This window comes from Cnuibacter sp. UC19_7, from assembly GCF_042699995.1.
Lineage (GTDB): Bacteria > Actinomycetota > Actinomycetes > Actinomycetales > Microbacteriaceae > Cnuibacter.
Window position 1 is genome coordinate 812272 of the sequence record NZ_CP170560.1, and the last position, 15716, is coordinate 827987.

General features: G+C 71.1%; 16 protein-coding genes. 7 read left to right on the forward strand and 9 right to left on the reverse strand.

Annotated elements, in window-relative coordinates; genetic code table 11:
- Positions 1-38: 38 nt before the first annotated feature.
- The gene (locus tag ACFJGV_RS03840) at positions 39-1583 is read left to right on the forward strand and encodes a DEAD/DEAH box helicase (RefSeq protein ID WP_378146963.1); all 1545 of its coding nucleotides are present in this window, start codon (positions 39-41) and stop codon (positions 1581-1583) included.
- Positions 1584-1753: 170 nt separating this feature from the next.
- Here ACFJGV_RS03840 and ACFJGV_RS03845 read toward each other — a convergent pair whose 3' ends face one another.
- Positions 1754-2623, reverse strand: coding sequence for a PHP domain-containing protein (locus ACFJGV_RS03845; RefSeq protein ID WP_378146965.1), 870 nt, complete (start codon positions 2621-2623; stop codon positions 1754-1756).
- Positions 2624-2654: 31 nt separating this feature from the next.
- On the opposite strand from ACFJGV_RS03845, the gene ACFJGV_RS03850 reads away from it, so the two are divergent.
- Positions 2655-4124 (forward strand): aminopeptidase P family protein, encoded by a 1470-nt coding sequence (locus ACFJGV_RS03850; protein WP_378146967.1) that lies wholly within the window; start codon positions 2655-2657, stop codon positions 4122-4124.
- A 91-nt stretch (positions 4125-4215) separates the two neighbouring features.
- Here the strand turns inward: ACFJGV_RS03850 and ACFJGV_RS03855 are convergent, their stop codons facing one another.
- Positions 4216-4761, reverse strand: coding sequence for a general stress protein (locus ACFJGV_RS03855; protein WP_378146968.1), 546 nt, complete (start codon positions 4759-4761; stop codon positions 4216-4218).
- An 85-nt stretch (positions 4762-4846) separates the two neighbouring features.
- Between ACFJGV_RS03855 and ACFJGV_RS03860 the strand changes: the two genes are divergently transcribed.
- The 3 genes from ACFJGV_RS03860 to ACFJGV_RS03870 are packed head-to-tail and all read left to right on the forward strand — an operon-like array spanning position 4847 to position 7858.
- Positions 4847-6205, forward strand: a complete 1359-nt coding sequence (locus ACFJGV_RS03860; RefSeq protein WP_378146970.1) for a magnesium transporter MgtE N-terminal domain-containing protein — start codon at positions 4847-4849, stop codon at positions 6203-6205.
- Entirely contained in the window at positions 6195-6719 is a 525-nt protein-coding gene (locus tag ACFJGV_RS03865; RefSeq protein ID WP_378146972.1) for a DUF1003 domain-containing protein, read from the forward strand. Before ACFJGV_RS03860 ends, ACFJGV_RS03865 begins: the two co-directional genes overlap by 11 nt.
- The gene (locus ACFJGV_RS03870; protein ID WP_378146974.1) at positions 6716-7858 is read left to right on the forward strand and encodes an Mrp/NBP35 family ATP-binding protein; all 1143 of its coding nucleotides are present in this window, start codon (positions 6716-6718) and stop codon (positions 7856-7858) included. Before ACFJGV_RS03865 ends, ACFJGV_RS03870 begins: the two co-directional genes overlap by 4 nt.
- Positions 7859-7893: 35 nt before the next feature.
- On the opposite strand, the gene ACFJGV_RS03875 is transcribed toward ACFJGV_RS03870, so the two are convergent.
- Positions 7894-8313 carry a Sec-independent protein translocase TatB gene (locus ACFJGV_RS03875; protein ID WP_378146975.1) on the reverse strand — a complete coding sequence of 140 codons (420 nt, stop codon included), beginning with the start codon at positions 8311-8313 and terminating at the stop codon, positions 7894-7896.
- A 95-nt stretch (positions 8314-8408) separates the two neighbouring features.
- Here ACFJGV_RS03875 and ACFJGV_RS03880 point away from each other — a divergent pair, with 95 nt between their 5' ends.
- Complete coding sequence (locus ACFJGV_RS03880) at positions 8409-9047, forward strand: O-methyltransferase (protein ID WP_378146976.1); 639 nt, start codon at positions 8409-8411, stop codon at positions 9045-9047.
- Between the two features lie 91 nt (positions 9048-9138).
- Here ACFJGV_RS03880 and ACFJGV_RS03885 read toward each other — a convergent pair whose 3' ends face one another.
- From ACFJGV_RS03885 to dapE, 3 genes are all read right to left on the reverse strand, one after another.
- Complete coding sequence (locus ACFJGV_RS03885) at positions 9139-9312, reverse strand: DUF3117 domain-containing protein (RefSeq protein WP_085019840.1); 174 nt, start codon at positions 9310-9312, stop codon at positions 9139-9141.
- A gap of 100 nt (positions 9313-9412) precedes the next feature.
- Positions 9413-10603 carry a mannosyltransferase family protein gene (locus ACFJGV_RS03890; protein WP_378146978.1) on the reverse strand — a complete coding sequence of 397 codons (1191 nt, stop codon included), beginning with the start codon at positions 10601-10603 and terminating at the stop codon, positions 9413-9415.
- Between the two features lie 10 nt (positions 10604-10613).
- Positions 10614-11708: a succinyl-diaminopimelate desuccinylase gene (gene dapE / locus ACFJGV_RS03895; protein ID WP_378146979.1), complete on the reverse strand. Its 1095-nt coding sequence runs from the start codon at positions 11706-11708 to the stop codon at positions 10614-10616.
- 39 nt (positions 11709-11747) lie between these two features.
- Here dapE and dapD point away from each other — a divergent pair, with 39 nt between their 5' ends.
- Entirely contained in the window at positions 11748-12707 is a 960-nt protein-coding gene (gene dapD, locus ACFJGV_RS03900; protein WP_378146981.1) for a 2,3,4,5-tetrahydropyridine-2,6-dicarboxylate N-succinyltransferase, read from the forward strand.
- Positions 12708-12795: 88 nt separating this feature from the next.
- On the opposite strand, the gene ACFJGV_RS03905 is transcribed toward dapD, so the two are convergent.
- The 3 genes from ACFJGV_RS03905 to fdxA form a co-directional block, all read right to left on the reverse strand.
- Positions 12796-14100 carry a citrate synthase gene (locus ACFJGV_RS03905; RefSeq protein WP_378146982.1) on the reverse strand — a complete coding sequence of 435 codons (1305 nt, stop codon included), beginning with the start codon at positions 14098-14100 and terminating at the stop codon, positions 12796-12798.
- A 145-nt stretch (positions 14101-14245) separates the two neighbouring features.
- Positions 14246-15361 (reverse strand): succinyldiaminopimelate transaminase, encoded by a 1116-nt coding sequence (gene dapC / locus ACFJGV_RS03910; RefSeq protein WP_378146984.1) that lies wholly within the window; start codon positions 15359-15361, stop codon positions 14246-14248.
- Positions 15362-15688: a ferredoxin gene (gene fdxA / locus ACFJGV_RS03915; protein WP_378146986.1), complete on the reverse strand. Its 327-nt coding sequence runs from the start codon at positions 15686-15688 to the stop codon at positions 15362-15364. It lies immediately after the preceding gene.
- Positions 15689-15716 lie beyond the last annotated feature (28 nt).

Below are 15716 nucleotides of genomic sequence, written 5' to 3' on the forward strand. Positions count from 1 at the left end.
GTTCTCTCGCGGCGAGACCAGACACGACAGGGTCATCAGTGACTTTCAGCGAACTCAACATCGATCCCGACATCGTCGAGGCACTCGCCTCGAAGGGCATCATCGAACCGTTCCCCATCCAGGAGCAGACCATCCCCCTCGCGCTCGACGGGCAGGACATCATCGGTCAGGCCAAGACCGGCACCGGCAAGACCTTCGGATTCGGTCTGCCGCTCATCCAGCGCCTCGGCCCCGACCCCGAGCCGGGTGTGAAGGCCCTCGTGGTCGTCCCCACCCGCGAGCTCTGCGTGCAGGTCACCGAGGACCTGGAGCTCGCCGCCTCCAACCGGCCCACCAAGATCGTCTCGATCTACGGCGGCAAGGCGTACGAGGGCCAGATCGAGCAGATCAAGGCCGGTGCGCAGATCGTCGTCGGCACCCCCGGTCGCCTCCTCGACCTCGCCGGCCAGCGCCTGCTGTCGCTGGGCGCCGTGCAGGAGATGGTGCTCGACGAGGCCGACAAGATGCTCGACCTCGGCTTCCTCGCCGACATCGAGAAGCTCTTCGCGCAGACGCCGCCGCTGCGCCACACCATGCTGTTCTCCGCGACCATGCCCGGGCCGATCGTCGCCCTCGCGCGCCGCTTCATGAACCGGCCCATCCACATCCGCGCCAACGACCCGGATGAGGGCCTCACCCAGGCGAACATCAAGCACCTCATCTACCGGGCCCACTCGCTCGACAAGGACGAGGTGATCGCGCGCATCCTGCAGGCCGAGGGCCGCGGCAAGACCGTCATCTTCACCCGCACCAAGCGTGCGGCCGCGAAGCTCGTCGAAGAGCTGAACGACCGCGGCTTCAATGCCGCCGCCGTGCACGGCGACCTCAGCCAGGAGCAGCGTGAGCGCGCCATGGCCGCGTTCAAGGCCGGCAAGAAGGATGTGCTGATCGCCACCGACGTGGCCGCCCGCGGCATCGACGTCGACGACGTCACCCATGTGATCAACCACACCATCCCCGACGACGAGAAGACCTACCTGCACCGTGCCGGCCGCACCGGCCGCGCGGGCAAGACGGGCATCGCCGTGACGTTCGTCGACTGGGACGACCTCCACAAGTGGGCCCTCATCAACCGGGCCCTCGAGTTCGGTCAGCCCGAGCCGACCGAGACCTACTCGTCCTCGCCGCACCTGTTCACCGACCTCGACATCCCGGCCGGCACCCGCGGTCGCCTGAAGCCGACCCCCGCCGTCAAGACGGAGTCCTCGCGACGTTCCTCGTCGGGGTCCTCCTCGTCGGGGTCCTCCTCGTCTGGGTCCTCCTCGTCTGGCTCGTCGGCGTCGTCCGAGGCGACCGCGTCGGAGGGCGAGGGCACGAGCTCCAGCGCCCGCCGTCGCCGCCGTCGCCGCACCGGCGGTGGAGCGGGCGAGACGTCGGGCGCGGCGACCGGCACGGTGACCGAGGCCACGGATGCGGGTGACGCGTCGAGCGCATCCGACGACGCCGCGCACCACGACGCCCCGGGCGAGCACCGCGACGGCAACAGCGCCCCCCGCCGCCGCCGTCGTCGCCGCGGCCCCCGCCCCACCCCCGCCGCCGAGTAGCCGAGCGGCGCGCGCGGCCGATCCGCCGCCACCACACGCACGCAGCGCGCGGGTGCTGACTCCGGAATTCCGGCGCGACACGCCGCTGGAAGTCCGGAGTCAGCTCCGACACGCCCGAATCTCCGGAGTTGGCCCCGACCGCGCGCGTCCTGCAGACCGCGGGCGCGCGGCTACGGCAGGACCGGGGCGGAGCCTGTGGCGGACTCGACGAGCGCGTCGAGGACGGCGGGGGCGGTGGTGTTCTCGCCGAGGCGGTTGGGCTTGCCCGCACCGTGGTAGTCGCTCGAACCCGTGAGGGCGAGGCCGTAGCGCTTCGACAGCGCGAGGAGACGCTCCCGCCCCTCGGGCGTGTTCTCGCGGTGATCGATCTCGAGGCCGAAGAGCCCGGCGTCGACGAGGTCGCCGATCATCGACGACAGCGCGACGTCGGCGCGGCTCCTGGTGGCCGGGTGCGCGAGCACGGGCACTCCCCCGGCCGCGCGCACCAGCTGCACTCCGAGGAGCGGCGAGGGCGCATAATGCGGCTGGTAGTACCCGGCGCGCCAGTGCAGGATCCCGGCGAAGGCGTCACTGCGCGTGCGCGCGAGCCCACGGGCCACGAGCGCGTCGGCGATGTGCGGCCTCCCCACGGTGGCGCCCGGCTCGGTCTGGGCGACGACGTCGTCCCACCCGATGTCGTAGTCGCGGCCGATGCTCGCGACCATCTCCTCGGCCCGATGCAGCCTGGCCTCGCGGATGCGCTGCGTCTCGGCGAGCAGCCCGGGAGCCGCGGGGTCGATGAGGTACGCGAGCATGTGCACGCTCGACCAGTCGACACGCGTGCTGAGCTCCATGCCCGGGATGAGCGCGACGCCCGTCACGGGCACCGCGGCGGCCGCCTCGGCCCATCCCGCGGTCGTGTCGTGGTCGGTGAGCGCCACCGTGCCCAGCCCCGCGTGAGCGGCCGCGGCCATCAGCTCGGCCGGCGTCTCGGTCCCGTCGCTGACCCGGCTGTGGGTGTGCAGATCGATCGGCGCAGGCCACGACCGGACGGGAGACATCCCCCCATGCTATTGGAGGACAATGGAGGGCATGTCCGACAGCGAGCGTTCCCTCACCACGACCGAAGCCCCGGCCACCCCGGAGCCCCGCGCCACCGCCAACCGATCCACCACCCCCGGGTCGGATGCGTTCAAGAACTACATCGCGAGCGGCTGGGCCGAGCGCGATGAGATCCTGCCGCCCGCGCGCGAGCAGGCGCCGTCGGCGCTCGAGCGTCGCCTCGCGCTGTCGGCGGCGTTCCCCGGGAAGCGGCTCGTCATCGCCGCGGGTTCCCGCAAGCAGCGCTCGAACGACACCGACTACCCGTTCCGTGCCCACTCGGCCTTCTCCTACCTCACCGGGTGGGCCTCAGACAGCGAGCCCGACTCCGTGCTCGTCTTCGAGCCGACCGAGGCCGGGCACGACGTCACCCTCTACTTCCGCGAGCGGGCCGGCCGTGACTCCGAGGAGTTCTACGCCAACCCCGAGATCGGCGAGTTCTGGATCGGCCCGCGGCCGTCGCTCGCGCAGGTCGCGGCCGACCTCGGCCTGGTCACCGCGGGGATCGCGGAGATCGAGGACGTGCCGTTCGACGACAGCACGCTGGTCCTGCGCGAGACCGGCGAGCACCTCCCCCAGGGCGCTGGTGACGACGCCGACGCCGACCTGGCGCGTGTGCTCTCGGAGCAGCGTCTGGTGAAGGACGCCTACGAGATCGAGCAGATGCGCCTCGCCGTCGCGGCCACGGCCCGGGGCTTCGACGACATCATCGCCGACCTCCCGCGTATCGCCGCCCACGAGCGGGGCGAGCGCGCGGTCGAGGGCGTCTTCAACGCGCGCGCCCGCCTTGACGGCAACACCGTCGGCTACGACACGATCGCCGCGTCGGGGCCGCACGCCTGCATCCTGCACTGGACCCGCAACGACGGGCCCGTCGTTCCGGGCGACCTCATCCTGGTCGACGCGGGTGTCGAGCTCGACAGCCTCTACACCGCCGACATCACCCGCACCCTGCCGGTCAGCGGCCGATTCACCGACGTGCAGCGTCGCGTGTACGAGGCGGTGCGCGAGGCCGCGGATGCCGCGTTCGCGATCGTGCGCCCGGGCATCCGCTTCCGCGAGATCCACCAGACCGCGATGGCGGTCATCGCGCGGAAGACGGCCGAGTGGGGGCTGCTGCCGGTGAGCGCCGAGGAGGCGCTCGAGGCCGACAACCAGCAGCACCGCCGCTACATGGTGCACGGCACCAGCCACCACCTCGGCATCGACGTGCACGACTGCGCGAAGGCGCGACGCGAGATGTACCTCGACGGCGTGCTCGAGCCGGGCATGGTGTTCACGATCGAGCCGGGTCTCTACTTCCAGCCCGACGACCTCACCGTGCCCGAGGAGTACCGAGGCATCGGCGTGCGCATCGAGGACGACATCCTCGTCACGGCCTCGGGCGCCGAGAACCTCTCGATCGACATCCCGAGGTCGGCGGACGACGTCGAGGCGTGGATCGCCCGTCTCGCCCGCTGAGAGCGGCGACGCGGTGCGTCAGGTGTCGTACCGCGTCACCTGACGTACCGCGTCACCTGACGTACCGCGTCAGGCGAGGCGATGATGCGGCTCAGGCGCGCGGGGGCTCCGACGGATGCGGGGCCTCCGGCGCGCCGCCGGGGCCGCCGGCCGGCCCGCCTTCGAGCAGGTTGCGGGCCCGGTTCGCGTGCTGGGGCTCGACGATGACCGAGTACGACGACGCGACGACCTGCATCACCGAGGTGAAGTCGCGGCGTCGGCGATTGAGCGCGTACGCGGCGAGGCTGAACAGCATGCCGAACGCGGCGCCGATCAGCACCGCGGCCAGCAGGAACGCGAGCGAGATCTGCGGCGAGAAGATGAGGAACAGCAGCCCGAAGAACACGCCGAGCCAGAGACCCGACACCGCGCCCGTGAGCGCTGCGCGGCCGTAGCTCATCGTCCCGGTCACCTGCTCGACCGTCTTCAGGTCGCTGCCCACGATCGACACCTCGCGCACCGGGAACTCGTGGTGGGCGAGTCTGTCGACCGCCTCCTGCGCCTCCGGATAGGTCTCGTAGGTGCCGACGACCTCTCCGCGCGGGACGACCGGCGTCCGGAGTGGGCCGCGGCGTCCGTTCGGAGTCGAGTTCGTCATGTGCTCCATCCTCCCACGGAGCCCCGGATGCACGGCTGTGCACGACGGGGGAACACCCGGTGAGACGGGTCTACAGTTGTTCGATGTGAGTGCCACCAGAGTCTTCGTCGCCCGGCTGGCGGGGCGCTCCGTCTTCGACCCCGCCGGCGACCGACTGGGGAAGGTGCGCGACGTCCTCGTCGTCTATCGCCACGACCATTCGCCGCGCGTCGTCGGTCTGATCGTCGAGATCCCCGGCCGGCGTCGCGTCTTCGTCTCGATCGGGCGGGTCACGAGCATCTCGAGCGGCCAGATCATCACCACGGGCCTCATCAACGTGCGTCGCTTCGAGCAGCGCGGCGGCGAGGTCCGGGTGATCGCCGAGCTGTTCGGCCGCACGATGGTCTTCGGCGACGGCTCCGGCGAGGGCACGGTCGAGGACGTCTCGATGGTCGAGGTCGGCCCGGGCGAGTGGGAGATCGCACAGCTTTTCCTGCGGCGTCCGCGCAGCGGGCCGTCGCCGTTCGGCAAGGGCGCGACCGTGATCGTCGACTGGGACGAGGTGCGCGAGAAGACCGGCCAGGGCGAGGCGCAGTCCGCCGAGCAGCTGATCGCGACCTACAGCGACATGAAGCCGGCCGACCTGGCGTCGACCCTGCTCGACCTGCCGCAGCAGCGCATGCTCGAGGTGGCCGAGGAGCTGCCCGACGACCGCCTCGCCGACGTGCTCGAGGAGATGCCCGAGAGCGAGCAGGTGGGGATCCTCGCCGGGCTCGACGACGACCGCGCCGCCGACGTGCTCGATCAGATGCAGCCCGACGACGCCGCCGACCTCATCGCCCAGCTGCCCGACGAGCGCGGGCAGCACCTGCTCGGCCTCATGCAGCCGGAAGAGGCCGACGACGTGCGCATGCTGCTGCGCTACGAGCCCGACACCGCCGGTGGTCTCATGACCACCGAGCCGATCATCGTGTCGGCCGACGCGACGGTCGCGGAGGGCCTGGCGCTCATCCGCCGCCACGAGCTCGCCCCCGCCCTCGGGGCGGCGATCTGCGTCACCCTGCCGCCGTACGAGCCGCCCACCGGACGCTTCCTCGGTATGGTGCACTTCCAGCGGATGCTGCGCTACCCGCCGCACGAGCGCCTCGGCACCCTCCTCGACCAGGGTCTCGATCCCGTGACGGCGACCACGAGCGCGGCCGAGGTCGCGCGCATCCTCGCCAGCTACAACCTGGTGTCGGTCCCCGTGGTCGACGACGCCCATCGACTCGTCGGGGTGGTGACCATCGACGACGTCCTCGACTACCTGCTGCCCGACGACTGGCGAAGTACCGACAGCGACGACGACCCCCGCGGGTCGTCCACGCGACCGAAACCGCGACTGCAGGCGGCCCTGAGCCCGGCCCCTGCGCAGGCCCGCGCTGACCGCCCACCCCGTGGAAGGAGGACGACCGATGGCACGTGACGCACGAGACATCTCACTCGACGCACCGAAGGGGCGCCGGCAGGGCGTCCTCCCCCGCCGACCCGCGAATCGCGACCGCTTCGGCCGCTTCACCGAGGCGATCGCCCGCGCCATGGGCACCCCCTGGTTCCTCATCGGCCTGACGCTCTTCTGTGTCGTCTGGATGCTGTTCAACTCGTTCGCGCCGGAGGCCTGGCGGTTCGACTCCGCCGCCATCGGGTTCACGGCGCTGACCCTCATCCTGTCGCTCCAGGCCTCGTACGCGGCTCCCCTCATCCTGCTGGCCCAGAACCGTCAGGACGACCGCGACCGCGTGCAGTTCGAGCAGGACAGGCAGCGGGCGGAGCGGAACCTCGCCGATACGGAGTACCTCGCCCGCGAGGTCGTCGCGCTGCGCCTCGCGCTGCAGGACGTCGCGAGCAAGGAGTTCATCCGCGCCGAGCTGCGCTCCCTCCTCGAGGAGCTCGAGAAGGACCGCGCCGAGCAGCCGGAGCCGGCGAGGGACCGGGAGTGACCGACGAGCGGCTCCTCGCCGCGCTGTCCCGCGTCATCGATCCGGAGATCCGGCGCCCGATCACCGACCTCGACATGATCGCGGATGCCCGAATCGACGAGACGGGGACGGCGCGGGTCGGCCTGCGGCTCACGATCGTGGGCTGCCCCGCCGCGCGCACGATCGAGAGCGAGGTCCGCGCCGCAGCGGCCACCGTGCCCGGCGTCGCGGCCGTCGACGTCGACGTGTCGGTGATGACCCCCGACCAGCGGGCCGCGCTCACCGAGCGTCTCAAGGGCCCGGGTTCGCGCGCCATGCCGTTCGGCCCGGGCACCCTCACGCAGGTGTACGCGGTGACGAGCGGCAAGGGCGGGGTCGGCAAGTCGACCCTCACGGCCAACCTCGCCGTCGCCCTCGCCGCGCGCGGCCTGCGGGTGGGCCTGGTCGATGCGGATGTGCACGGCTTCTCGATCCCCGGCATCCTCGGGCTGGTCGACGAGACGGGCGCGGCCGTGCGTCCGACCCGCCTCGACGACATGATCCTGCCGCCCGTGGCGCACGGCGTGAAGACGATCTCGATCGGCATGTTCCTCGACCCCGACCACGCCTCCGGGAAGGCCGTGGCGTGGCGCGGGCCCATGCTGCACCGCACGATCCAGCAGTTCCTCACCGACGTCTGGTTCGGCGACCTCGACGTGCTGCTGCTCGACCTCCCCCCGGGCACGGGCGACATCGCGATCTCGGTCGGGCAGCTGCTGCCGAACGCCGACGTGCTCGTGCTGACCACACCCCAGGCGGCCGCCGCCGAGGTGGCGGAGCGCTCGGGTCTGGTCGCCGCCCAGACCGGACAATCGGTGTTCGGCGTCATCGAGAACATGGCCGGGCTGCCGCAGCCCGACGGGTCGATGCTCGAGGTCTTCGGATCGGGCGGCGGCGCGCTCGTCGCCGAGAGGCTCTCCCGCGCCACCGGGCACGAGGTGCCGCTCCTCGCCTCGGTGCCTCTCAGCCTCGCCCTGCGCACCGGTGGGGATGCCGGCGTCCCCGTCGTGGTCGGCGATCCCGCCGACCCGGCCGCGCGGGCGATCGCGTCGGTCGCCGACCGCCTCGCCGCCCGCGGACGCGGCCTCTCCGGCCGCTCGCTGCCCTTCTCGCCCGCCTAGCCCCTTCGGCCGGACTGCTCCGCCTCTCAGCGGCGTCAGGTGGCCTCGGAGTCGAACGGCGTGGCGAGCACGTCGCCCGGACCGCCCGCGGAGAGGGGCTTCTCATCGACCGCGGCAGCCACTGCCGCCGCACCACCGGCGGCGCCCACGGTCGATGGTCCCGACCGCGACACCGGCTTCAGGGCCGGGGCGGCCGAGTCGGTCTCGTCGAGCAGGGCGTCGCGGATGATGCGCCGCGGATCGTACTGACGCGGATCGAGCTTCTTCCAGTCGACCTCGTCGAACTCCGGCCCCATCTCCTCGCGCATGCGCTCCTTGGCGCCATCGGCCATGCCGCGCAGCCGCTTCACCAGGCCGGCGAGCCGCGCTGAGTACTCGGGGAGACGCTGGGGGCCGATCACGAAGACGGCGATGACCCCGATCAGCAGCAGCTTCTCGAAGGTCAGGCCGAACATGCCTGCATCCTATCGCCGTGAACTGGCCGCTCCCCCGGCCGCGTGGCACCCCGACGAGGCGGATGCGGTTGCCTAAGCTGGAGCACGGAGGTCCCGTGTCACGCAAAGAGTCGAGCTGGAAGTACGCCGACGACGTCGTCGTCGAACGCCCTGGAGTGGTCGCCGCGCGCGCCCACTCGATCGAGCTGGGGGTGCGCGCCGTCTCGCCGGCGATCGGCAGCCAGCTCGCGGTGATCGCGGCCGCGATGGGGGCGAGCTCGATCGTCGAGGTCGGGACGGGAGTGGGCGTCTCGGCGCTGTACCTCCTCGAGGGCTCGCCCGACGCGGTGATCACCTCGATCGACACCGAGGCGGAGCACCAGCAGATCGCGCGTGCCGCGCTCCTCGAAGCGGGCGCCGCACCCAACCGCATCCGCCTCATCACGGGCAAGGCCGCCGACGTGCTGCCCCGCCTGAACGACGACGCGTACGACATGGTCCTCCTCGATGCCGACCCGGCCGCGATCATCGACTACGTCGAGCACGCCCTGCGGATCGTGCGCTCGGGCGGTGTGGTGCTCATCCCCCACGCCCTGTGGGAGGACCGCGTGGCCGATCCTGCGTCGCGCGGCGACATCGAGAGCGACTTCCGAATGCTCGCCGGCGAGATGGCGGCCTCGGCCGTGGTGGTCTCGGCGGTGTCCCCCGCCGGCGACGGGCTGCTCCAGGTCGTCAAACGCCCCCCGGCGCAGTAGCCCTACCGGCGCAGTAGCAGCGCCTCCCCGTACGTCGAGACGACGACGGCCCCGGCGCCCGAAGGCGACCGGGGCCGGTGAAGGCTGTCCGTCAGGCGGGGCTGACGACTCCCGCGAGTGCGTCGTGGAGCTCCTTCGCCTCCTCGTCGTTGACGGAGACGACGAGACGTCCCCCGCCTTCCAGAGGCACGCGCACGATGATGAGGCGTCCTTCCTTCACTGCCTCCATCGGTCCGTCGCCGGTCCTGGGCTTCATGGCCGCCATTCGGCTCCCCTTTCGTGTCCTTCTTCCATTATCCCGCATGGTCAGCGGGCAGGTCGACTCGGCGCTCCGCCGGGCGTCATGCCAGCGGCGCTCACAGGCATCACGGTGGTGTCCAGTCCGCGCCGTAGACCGCCCAGCAGATGAGCAGCCAGCCGATCTGCAGCGCCACGCTCACGACCACCAGCAGCACGCGGAAGACGATCGAACGCGGCACCGCCGCGGCACCCAGCAGCGGGAACATCGGCATCAGCAGGCGGAAGGTGCTCGACTGCGGGAAGAACACGGCCAACAGGTAGAGGCCGTAGCTCGCCACCCACAGCCGGAGGTCGATGCCGAGTCGCTTCACCCACGGCGAGAACAGGATCGCCACGAACAGCACGATGAGCACCACCACGAGGATGGCGCCGAGCGGCGCCCCCACCCACCAGTTGCCGCCCTGGAACCACGCGGTGAAGGGCACCAGCTCGACGTATCCGATGTACGGCGCCCGCCAGGCGAGCTCGGTGTCGGTGTACGCCGTGAGGTCGCCGGTGGCGAACCAGGCGATCGCCGGCCAGGCGAGCCCCAGGAGCCCGCTGTAGACCGCGAGCACGGAGGTGAGCACTCGTTGGCGCGCCGGGTAGGGGTCGCGGGCGCGGGTGACGAACCGCACGATCGTGTGGAGCACCAGGAAGAGCGCGAAGGCGAGCCCGCTCGGGCGTGTGAACGCCATGATCGGCACCACCAGGAACAGCCACCCGTACCGACGCGACACGACGAGGTGGAGGGCGATGACGAGCAGCAGCAGGTACATCGACTCGGCGTACGACAGCTGGAGCAGCGGCGACACGGGCGCGACGCAGAACAGCAGCACCGCGAACAGCGCCTGCCCGTCGGCGCCCAGCACGCGACGCATCAGACGGTAGAACACGAGGGCGGCGGCCAGGCCGCAGACCACCGAGACGCCGAGCGCCAGCACCTCCCACTGCCCACCGGTCGCCACGCGCAGCAGCGACACCAGGAACGGGTATCCGGGCATGAACGCCCACGCGTTCTCGCCGACCTGTCCGGTGGAGGTGACCGGGAGCGTCGACGGGTAGCCGTAGAAGGAGACGATCTTGTACCAGTTGCCGTCCCAGATCGCCGAGTAGGCCAGGTAGGGCGGATGCGGGCCGGTCCAGGGGTTCTGCTCCTGGGTGCTCGCGATCACCAGGATGATCGCGGTGGTCAGCAGCCTCGTGAGAAGCCAGACCACCAGCACCCGCGCCCACCAGGGGGTCGCGCGGATGCGCACCGCGAGTCGCGAGGCCACCGTGCCGGGCTCAGGCGGTCAGCCAGGAGCGCAGAGCCCGCTCGCACGACTCGATCTGCGAGACGAGCACGCGCTCGTCGTCGGCGTGCGCCTTCAGCGGGTCGCCCGGGCCGAAGTTGACCGCGGGAACCCCCATTGCCGAGAAGCGGGCCACGTCGGTCCAGCCGTACTTCGGCTTGGCCTCACCGCCGACCGCCTCGAGGAAGCGCTGGGCGAGGGGCGCGTCGAGCCCCGGCCGGGCGCCCTCGGCGAGGTCGACGATGCGGACGTCGTAGCCGGGGAACAGGTCGCGGATGTGCGCCTCGGCCTCGGCGCCGGAGCGGCTCGGCGCGAAGCGGTAGTTGACGTGCACCATCACCTCGTCGGGGATGACGTTGCCCGCGACCCCGCCGGTGATGCCCACGGCGTTGAGGCCCTCGCGGTAGACCAGCCCGTCGACCTCGACCTGGCGCGGCTCGTAGGCGGCGAGCGTGTCGAGCACGACGGCGGCCTTGTGGATGGCGTTGTCGCCCACCCAGCTGCGGGCCGAGTGCGCCCGCAGGCCGTAGGCGCGGATCTCGGCACGGAGGTTGCCGTTGCAGCCGCCCTCCACGCTGGAGTTCGACGGTTCGCCGAGGATCGCGAAGTCGCCGGCGAAGAGGTCGGGACGGTTCCGGGCCAGCCTGGTCAGCCCGTTGAGCTCGTTCGACACCTCCTCGTGGTCGTACCACATCCACGTGATGTCGACATTGGGCTCGGTGAGCTCGGCGGCGAGCTTCAGCTGCACGGCGACCCCCGCCTTCATGTCGACGGTGCCACGGCCCCAGAGGTACTCGGCGCCGTCGATCGTCTCGTACCTCGTCGGCACGTTCCCGTTGATGGGGACGGTGTCGATGTGGCCCGCGATGACGACCCGCTGGGCGCGCCCGAGGTTCGTGCGCGCCACGATGGTGTCGCCGTCGCGCACGATCTCGAGGTGCCGGGCGTCCGCCAGCGCCGCGACGATCGCGTCGGCGATGACGCCCTCGTCGTCGGAGACCGACGGGATGTCGCACAGCTGCTGAGTGAGCACCGTGGACGAGAGCGAGAGGTCGAGGACCGGATGCGCGGGGTCGAAGTCTGGCACCCGTCAAGTCTAGGCGGGCCTCCCTCTAGCATGGGATCCATGCCCTCAGAGACGCTCAGCTCGACCGCGCCCGCTCCCACCCATGTCTGGGGACACGGCCTCGCCACCGTCGCCTCCGACGGCACCGTGCTCGACACCTGGTTCCCGGCGCCGAGCGCCGGTGTCGCCCCCGAGGGCGCGCAGGTGCCGGCCGAGCTCGCCGCGCAAGCCGTGCCCGACGAGCGCCGCGCGGTCACGGTCGAGGCCGTCACCGTGTCGATCGAGCTCGCCGCGGCCCCCGCGTCGACCCCCGACGCCTACCTGCGGCTGCACGCCCTGTCGCACCTCCTGGTCGCTCCCAATGGCCTCAGCCTGGACGGGATCTTCGCCCACCTGCCCAACGTGGTGTGGACGAACGCCGGCCCCGTGCATCCGGCCGACATCGACCGACTGCGCCGCTCGCTGCAGCGTCACGGGATCCAGGCCTACGCGGTCGACAAGTTCCCGCGCCTGCTCGACTACGTCACGCCCGACCGTGTGCGGATCGCCGACGGATCGCGCGTGCGCCTCGGCGCGCACCTCGCGCCCGGGACCGTCGTCATGCACGAGGGCTTCGTGAACTTCAACGCCGGCACCCTCGGCCAGTCGATGGTCGAGGGGCGGATCTCGCAGGGCGTCGTCGTCGGCGACGGGTCCGACATCGGCGGCGGAGCCTCCATCATGGGAACCCTCTCGGGCGGTGGCACGCAGCGTGTCGCCATCGGCCGCCGGGCACTCCTGGGCGCCAACGCGGGCGTCGGCATCTCGATCGGCGACGACGCCGTGGTCGAGGCCGGGCTCTACGTCACCGCCGGAACGAAGGTCGTCCTGAAGGACGGCGGTGACGAGCGCACGGTGAAGGCGGTCGAGCTGTCCGGGGTGCCGAACCTCCTGTTCCGCCGCAACTCCCTCACGGGCGCGGTGGAGGCCGTCTCGCGCACGGGCACGGGCATCACGCTGAACGCGGCCCTGCACGCCTGACGGCGTCCCACCCCGCCGAACAGCGAGAAGGCGCCCCTCCCGGTCCTAGGGAAGGGCGCCTTCTCGCTGTTCGGCGGCTGTCGGACGCTCAGCGGGCGGGGAGGTCGCGCTGCGGCGAGCCGACGTAGAGCTGCTGCGGGCGGCCGATCTTCGTCTGCGGGTCGTCGAACATCTCGCGGTAATGGGCGATCCAACCGGGAAGGCGACCGATCGCGAACAGCACCGTGAACATGCGGGTGGGGAAGCCCATCGCCTTGTAGATGACGCCCGTGTAGAAGTCGACGTTCGGGTAGAGGCGACGCTCCTTGAAGTAGTCGTCGGCCAGGGCGATGCCCTCGAGCTCCTTGGCGATGTCGAGCAGGTCGTCCTGCACGCCGAGGGCGGCGAGCACCTCGTCGGCGCTCTCCTTGACGAGCTTCGCCCGCGGGTCGTAGTTCTTGTACACGCGGTGTCCGAAGCCCATGAGCCGGATGCCGGACTGCTTGTTCTTGACCTTCTCGACGAACTTCTCGACACCTTCGCCGGAGTCGCGGATCTGGGCGAGCATCGTGAGCACCGCCTCGTTCGCCCCGCCGTGCAGCGGGCCGAAGAGGGCGTTGATGCCGGCCGAGATGGAGGCGTACATGTTCGCCTCGGTCGAGCCGACGAGACGCACGGTCGACGTCGACGCGTTCTGCTCGTGGTCCTCGTGGAGGATGAGGAGGCGCTCGAGCGCCTTCGAGAGCACCGGGTTGACCTCGTACGGCTCGGCGAGGGTGCCGAAGTTGAGGCGCAGGAAGTTGTCGACGAAGCTCAGCGAGTTGTCGGGGTACAGGAACGCCTGGCCGATGCTCTTCTTGTGCGCGTAGGCCGCCATGACGGGCAGCTTGGCGAGCAGGCGAATCGTCGAGATCTCGAGATCCTCCGGCTTGTGGGGGTCGGTCGAGTCCTGGTAGTAGGTCGACAGGGCCGAGACGCCCGAGGAGAGCACCGACATGGGGTGCGCGTCGTAGGGCAGCGCGTCGAAGAAGCGCTTGAGGTCCTCGTGCAGCAGCGTGTGGCGGCGGATGCGCTCGTCGAACGCCTCGAGCTCGGATGCGCTCGGCAGCTCGCCGTAGATCAGCAGCCAGGCGGTCTCGAGGTAAGTCAGGCTCTTCGCCACCTGCTCGATCGGGTACCCGCGGTAGCGCAGGATGCCCTGGTCGCCGTCGATGTACGTGATGCGGGACTTCACGGCCGCGGTGTTGACGAAGCCGTAGTCGAGCGTCGTCAGCCCGGTGTCCTTCGTCAGACGCGAGACGTCGATCGCCGACGCGCCGTCGACGCTCCTCAGCACGGGCAGCTCGGTCGTGGTGCCCTCGTACGTCAGAGTGGCCTTCGATGCGTCGTTCGCGGTCTGACCGGCGTCAGTCACAGCGCCTCCTCGAGTGTTCCTGCGTGATGGCCGAGCGGACGCGATGGATCTTGTCCCCCGGCGACGTCAGCCCGTATACAGCCTAGACCGACCGAAACCCTACTGTCGCATCCGCCCGAACCGGCCGCGGTGCGTTGGAGGATGCCTACGAACGGGACCGCACGTCCAACCGGTCGGCGGCGGCGCGGATCCGTTCGTCGGTCGCCGTGAGCGAGAACCGCACGTGATCCGGGAAGTGCTCACCGTAGAAGGCGCCGGGCCCGACGAGGATGCCGAGGTCGGCCAGCCAGGCCACGGTGTCCCAGCAGTCGGCGCCCTCGGTCACCCAGAGGTAGAGGCCGGCCTCGCTGCGGTCGATCCGGAGCCCGGCGCGCTCGAGAGCGGGGGCGAGCACCGCCCGACGCGCCCGGTAGCGCTCCTTCTGCTCGGCCACGTGCGCGTCGTCGCCGAGCGCCACCGTCATCGCGTGCTGCACCGGAGCCGGCGGCATCATGCCCGCCTGCTTGCGGACGGTGAGGAGGCGCGCGATGAGCGCCGGGTCGCCGGCCGCGAACGCGGCGCGGTACCCGGCGAGGTTCGACTGCTTGCTGAGAGAGTAGGCGGCCAGCACACCCGTGAGGTCTCCCCCGGTGACGCGCGGGTCGAGCACGCTCGGCACCGGCTCGTCGGCCCAGCGGCCCTCCCACCCGAGCTCGGCGTAGCACTCGTCGCCCACGACGACGGCGCCGAGCTCGCGAGCCCGGGCGACGGCCGCGGCCAGCTGATCGACGTCGAGGACGCGGCCATCCGGGTTGCCGGGGCTGTTCAGCCACACCAGCCGGGTGCTCGGGGGCCACTCCGCGGGGTCGTCGGAGGCGACGGACGTCGCACCCGCGATGACCGCACCCATGGCGTAGGTCGGATACGCGGCCCGCGGATGCACGACGACGTCTCCCTCACCCAGCCCGAGCATGAACGGCAGCCAGGCGACGAACTCCTTGGAGCCGATCGTCGGAAGCACGTCGGCGCCGTCGAGTCCGGTCACACCGCGTCGCCGGGCGTACCAGTCGACGATCGCCTCACGCAGTGCGGGAGTGCCGGCGGTGGCCGGGTAGGCGTGCGCATCGGTCGCTTCAGCGAGAGCGCGCCGCACGACGTCGGGGGTGGGATCGACCGGCGAGCCGATCGAGAGGTCGACGAGACCGTCGGGATGAGCGGCCGCCCTCGTCGCGAAGGGCGCCATGGCGTCCCACGGGTAGTCGGGCAGGGCGCCCAGCGCCACCTAGTGGCCCTCTCCCTGCGGGGGCAGCGCCGCCACCAGAGGGTGGTCGTGCTTGATCACGCCGACCTTGGCCGCGCCGCCGGGCGAGCCGACCTCGTCGAAGAACTCGACGTTGGCCTTGTAATAGTCGGCCCACTCCTCGGGGAGGTCGTCCTCGTAGTAGATGGCCTCGACGGGGCACACCGGCTCGCAGGCGCCGCAGTCGACGCACTCGTCGGGGTGGATGTAGAGCGACCGTTCACCCTCGTAGATGCAGTCGACCGGGCACTCGTCGATGCAGGCACGGTCTTTGACGTCGACGCATGGAAGGGCGATGACATAGGTCACAGTGGTTCAGGTCCTCTCAGGTCCAGCT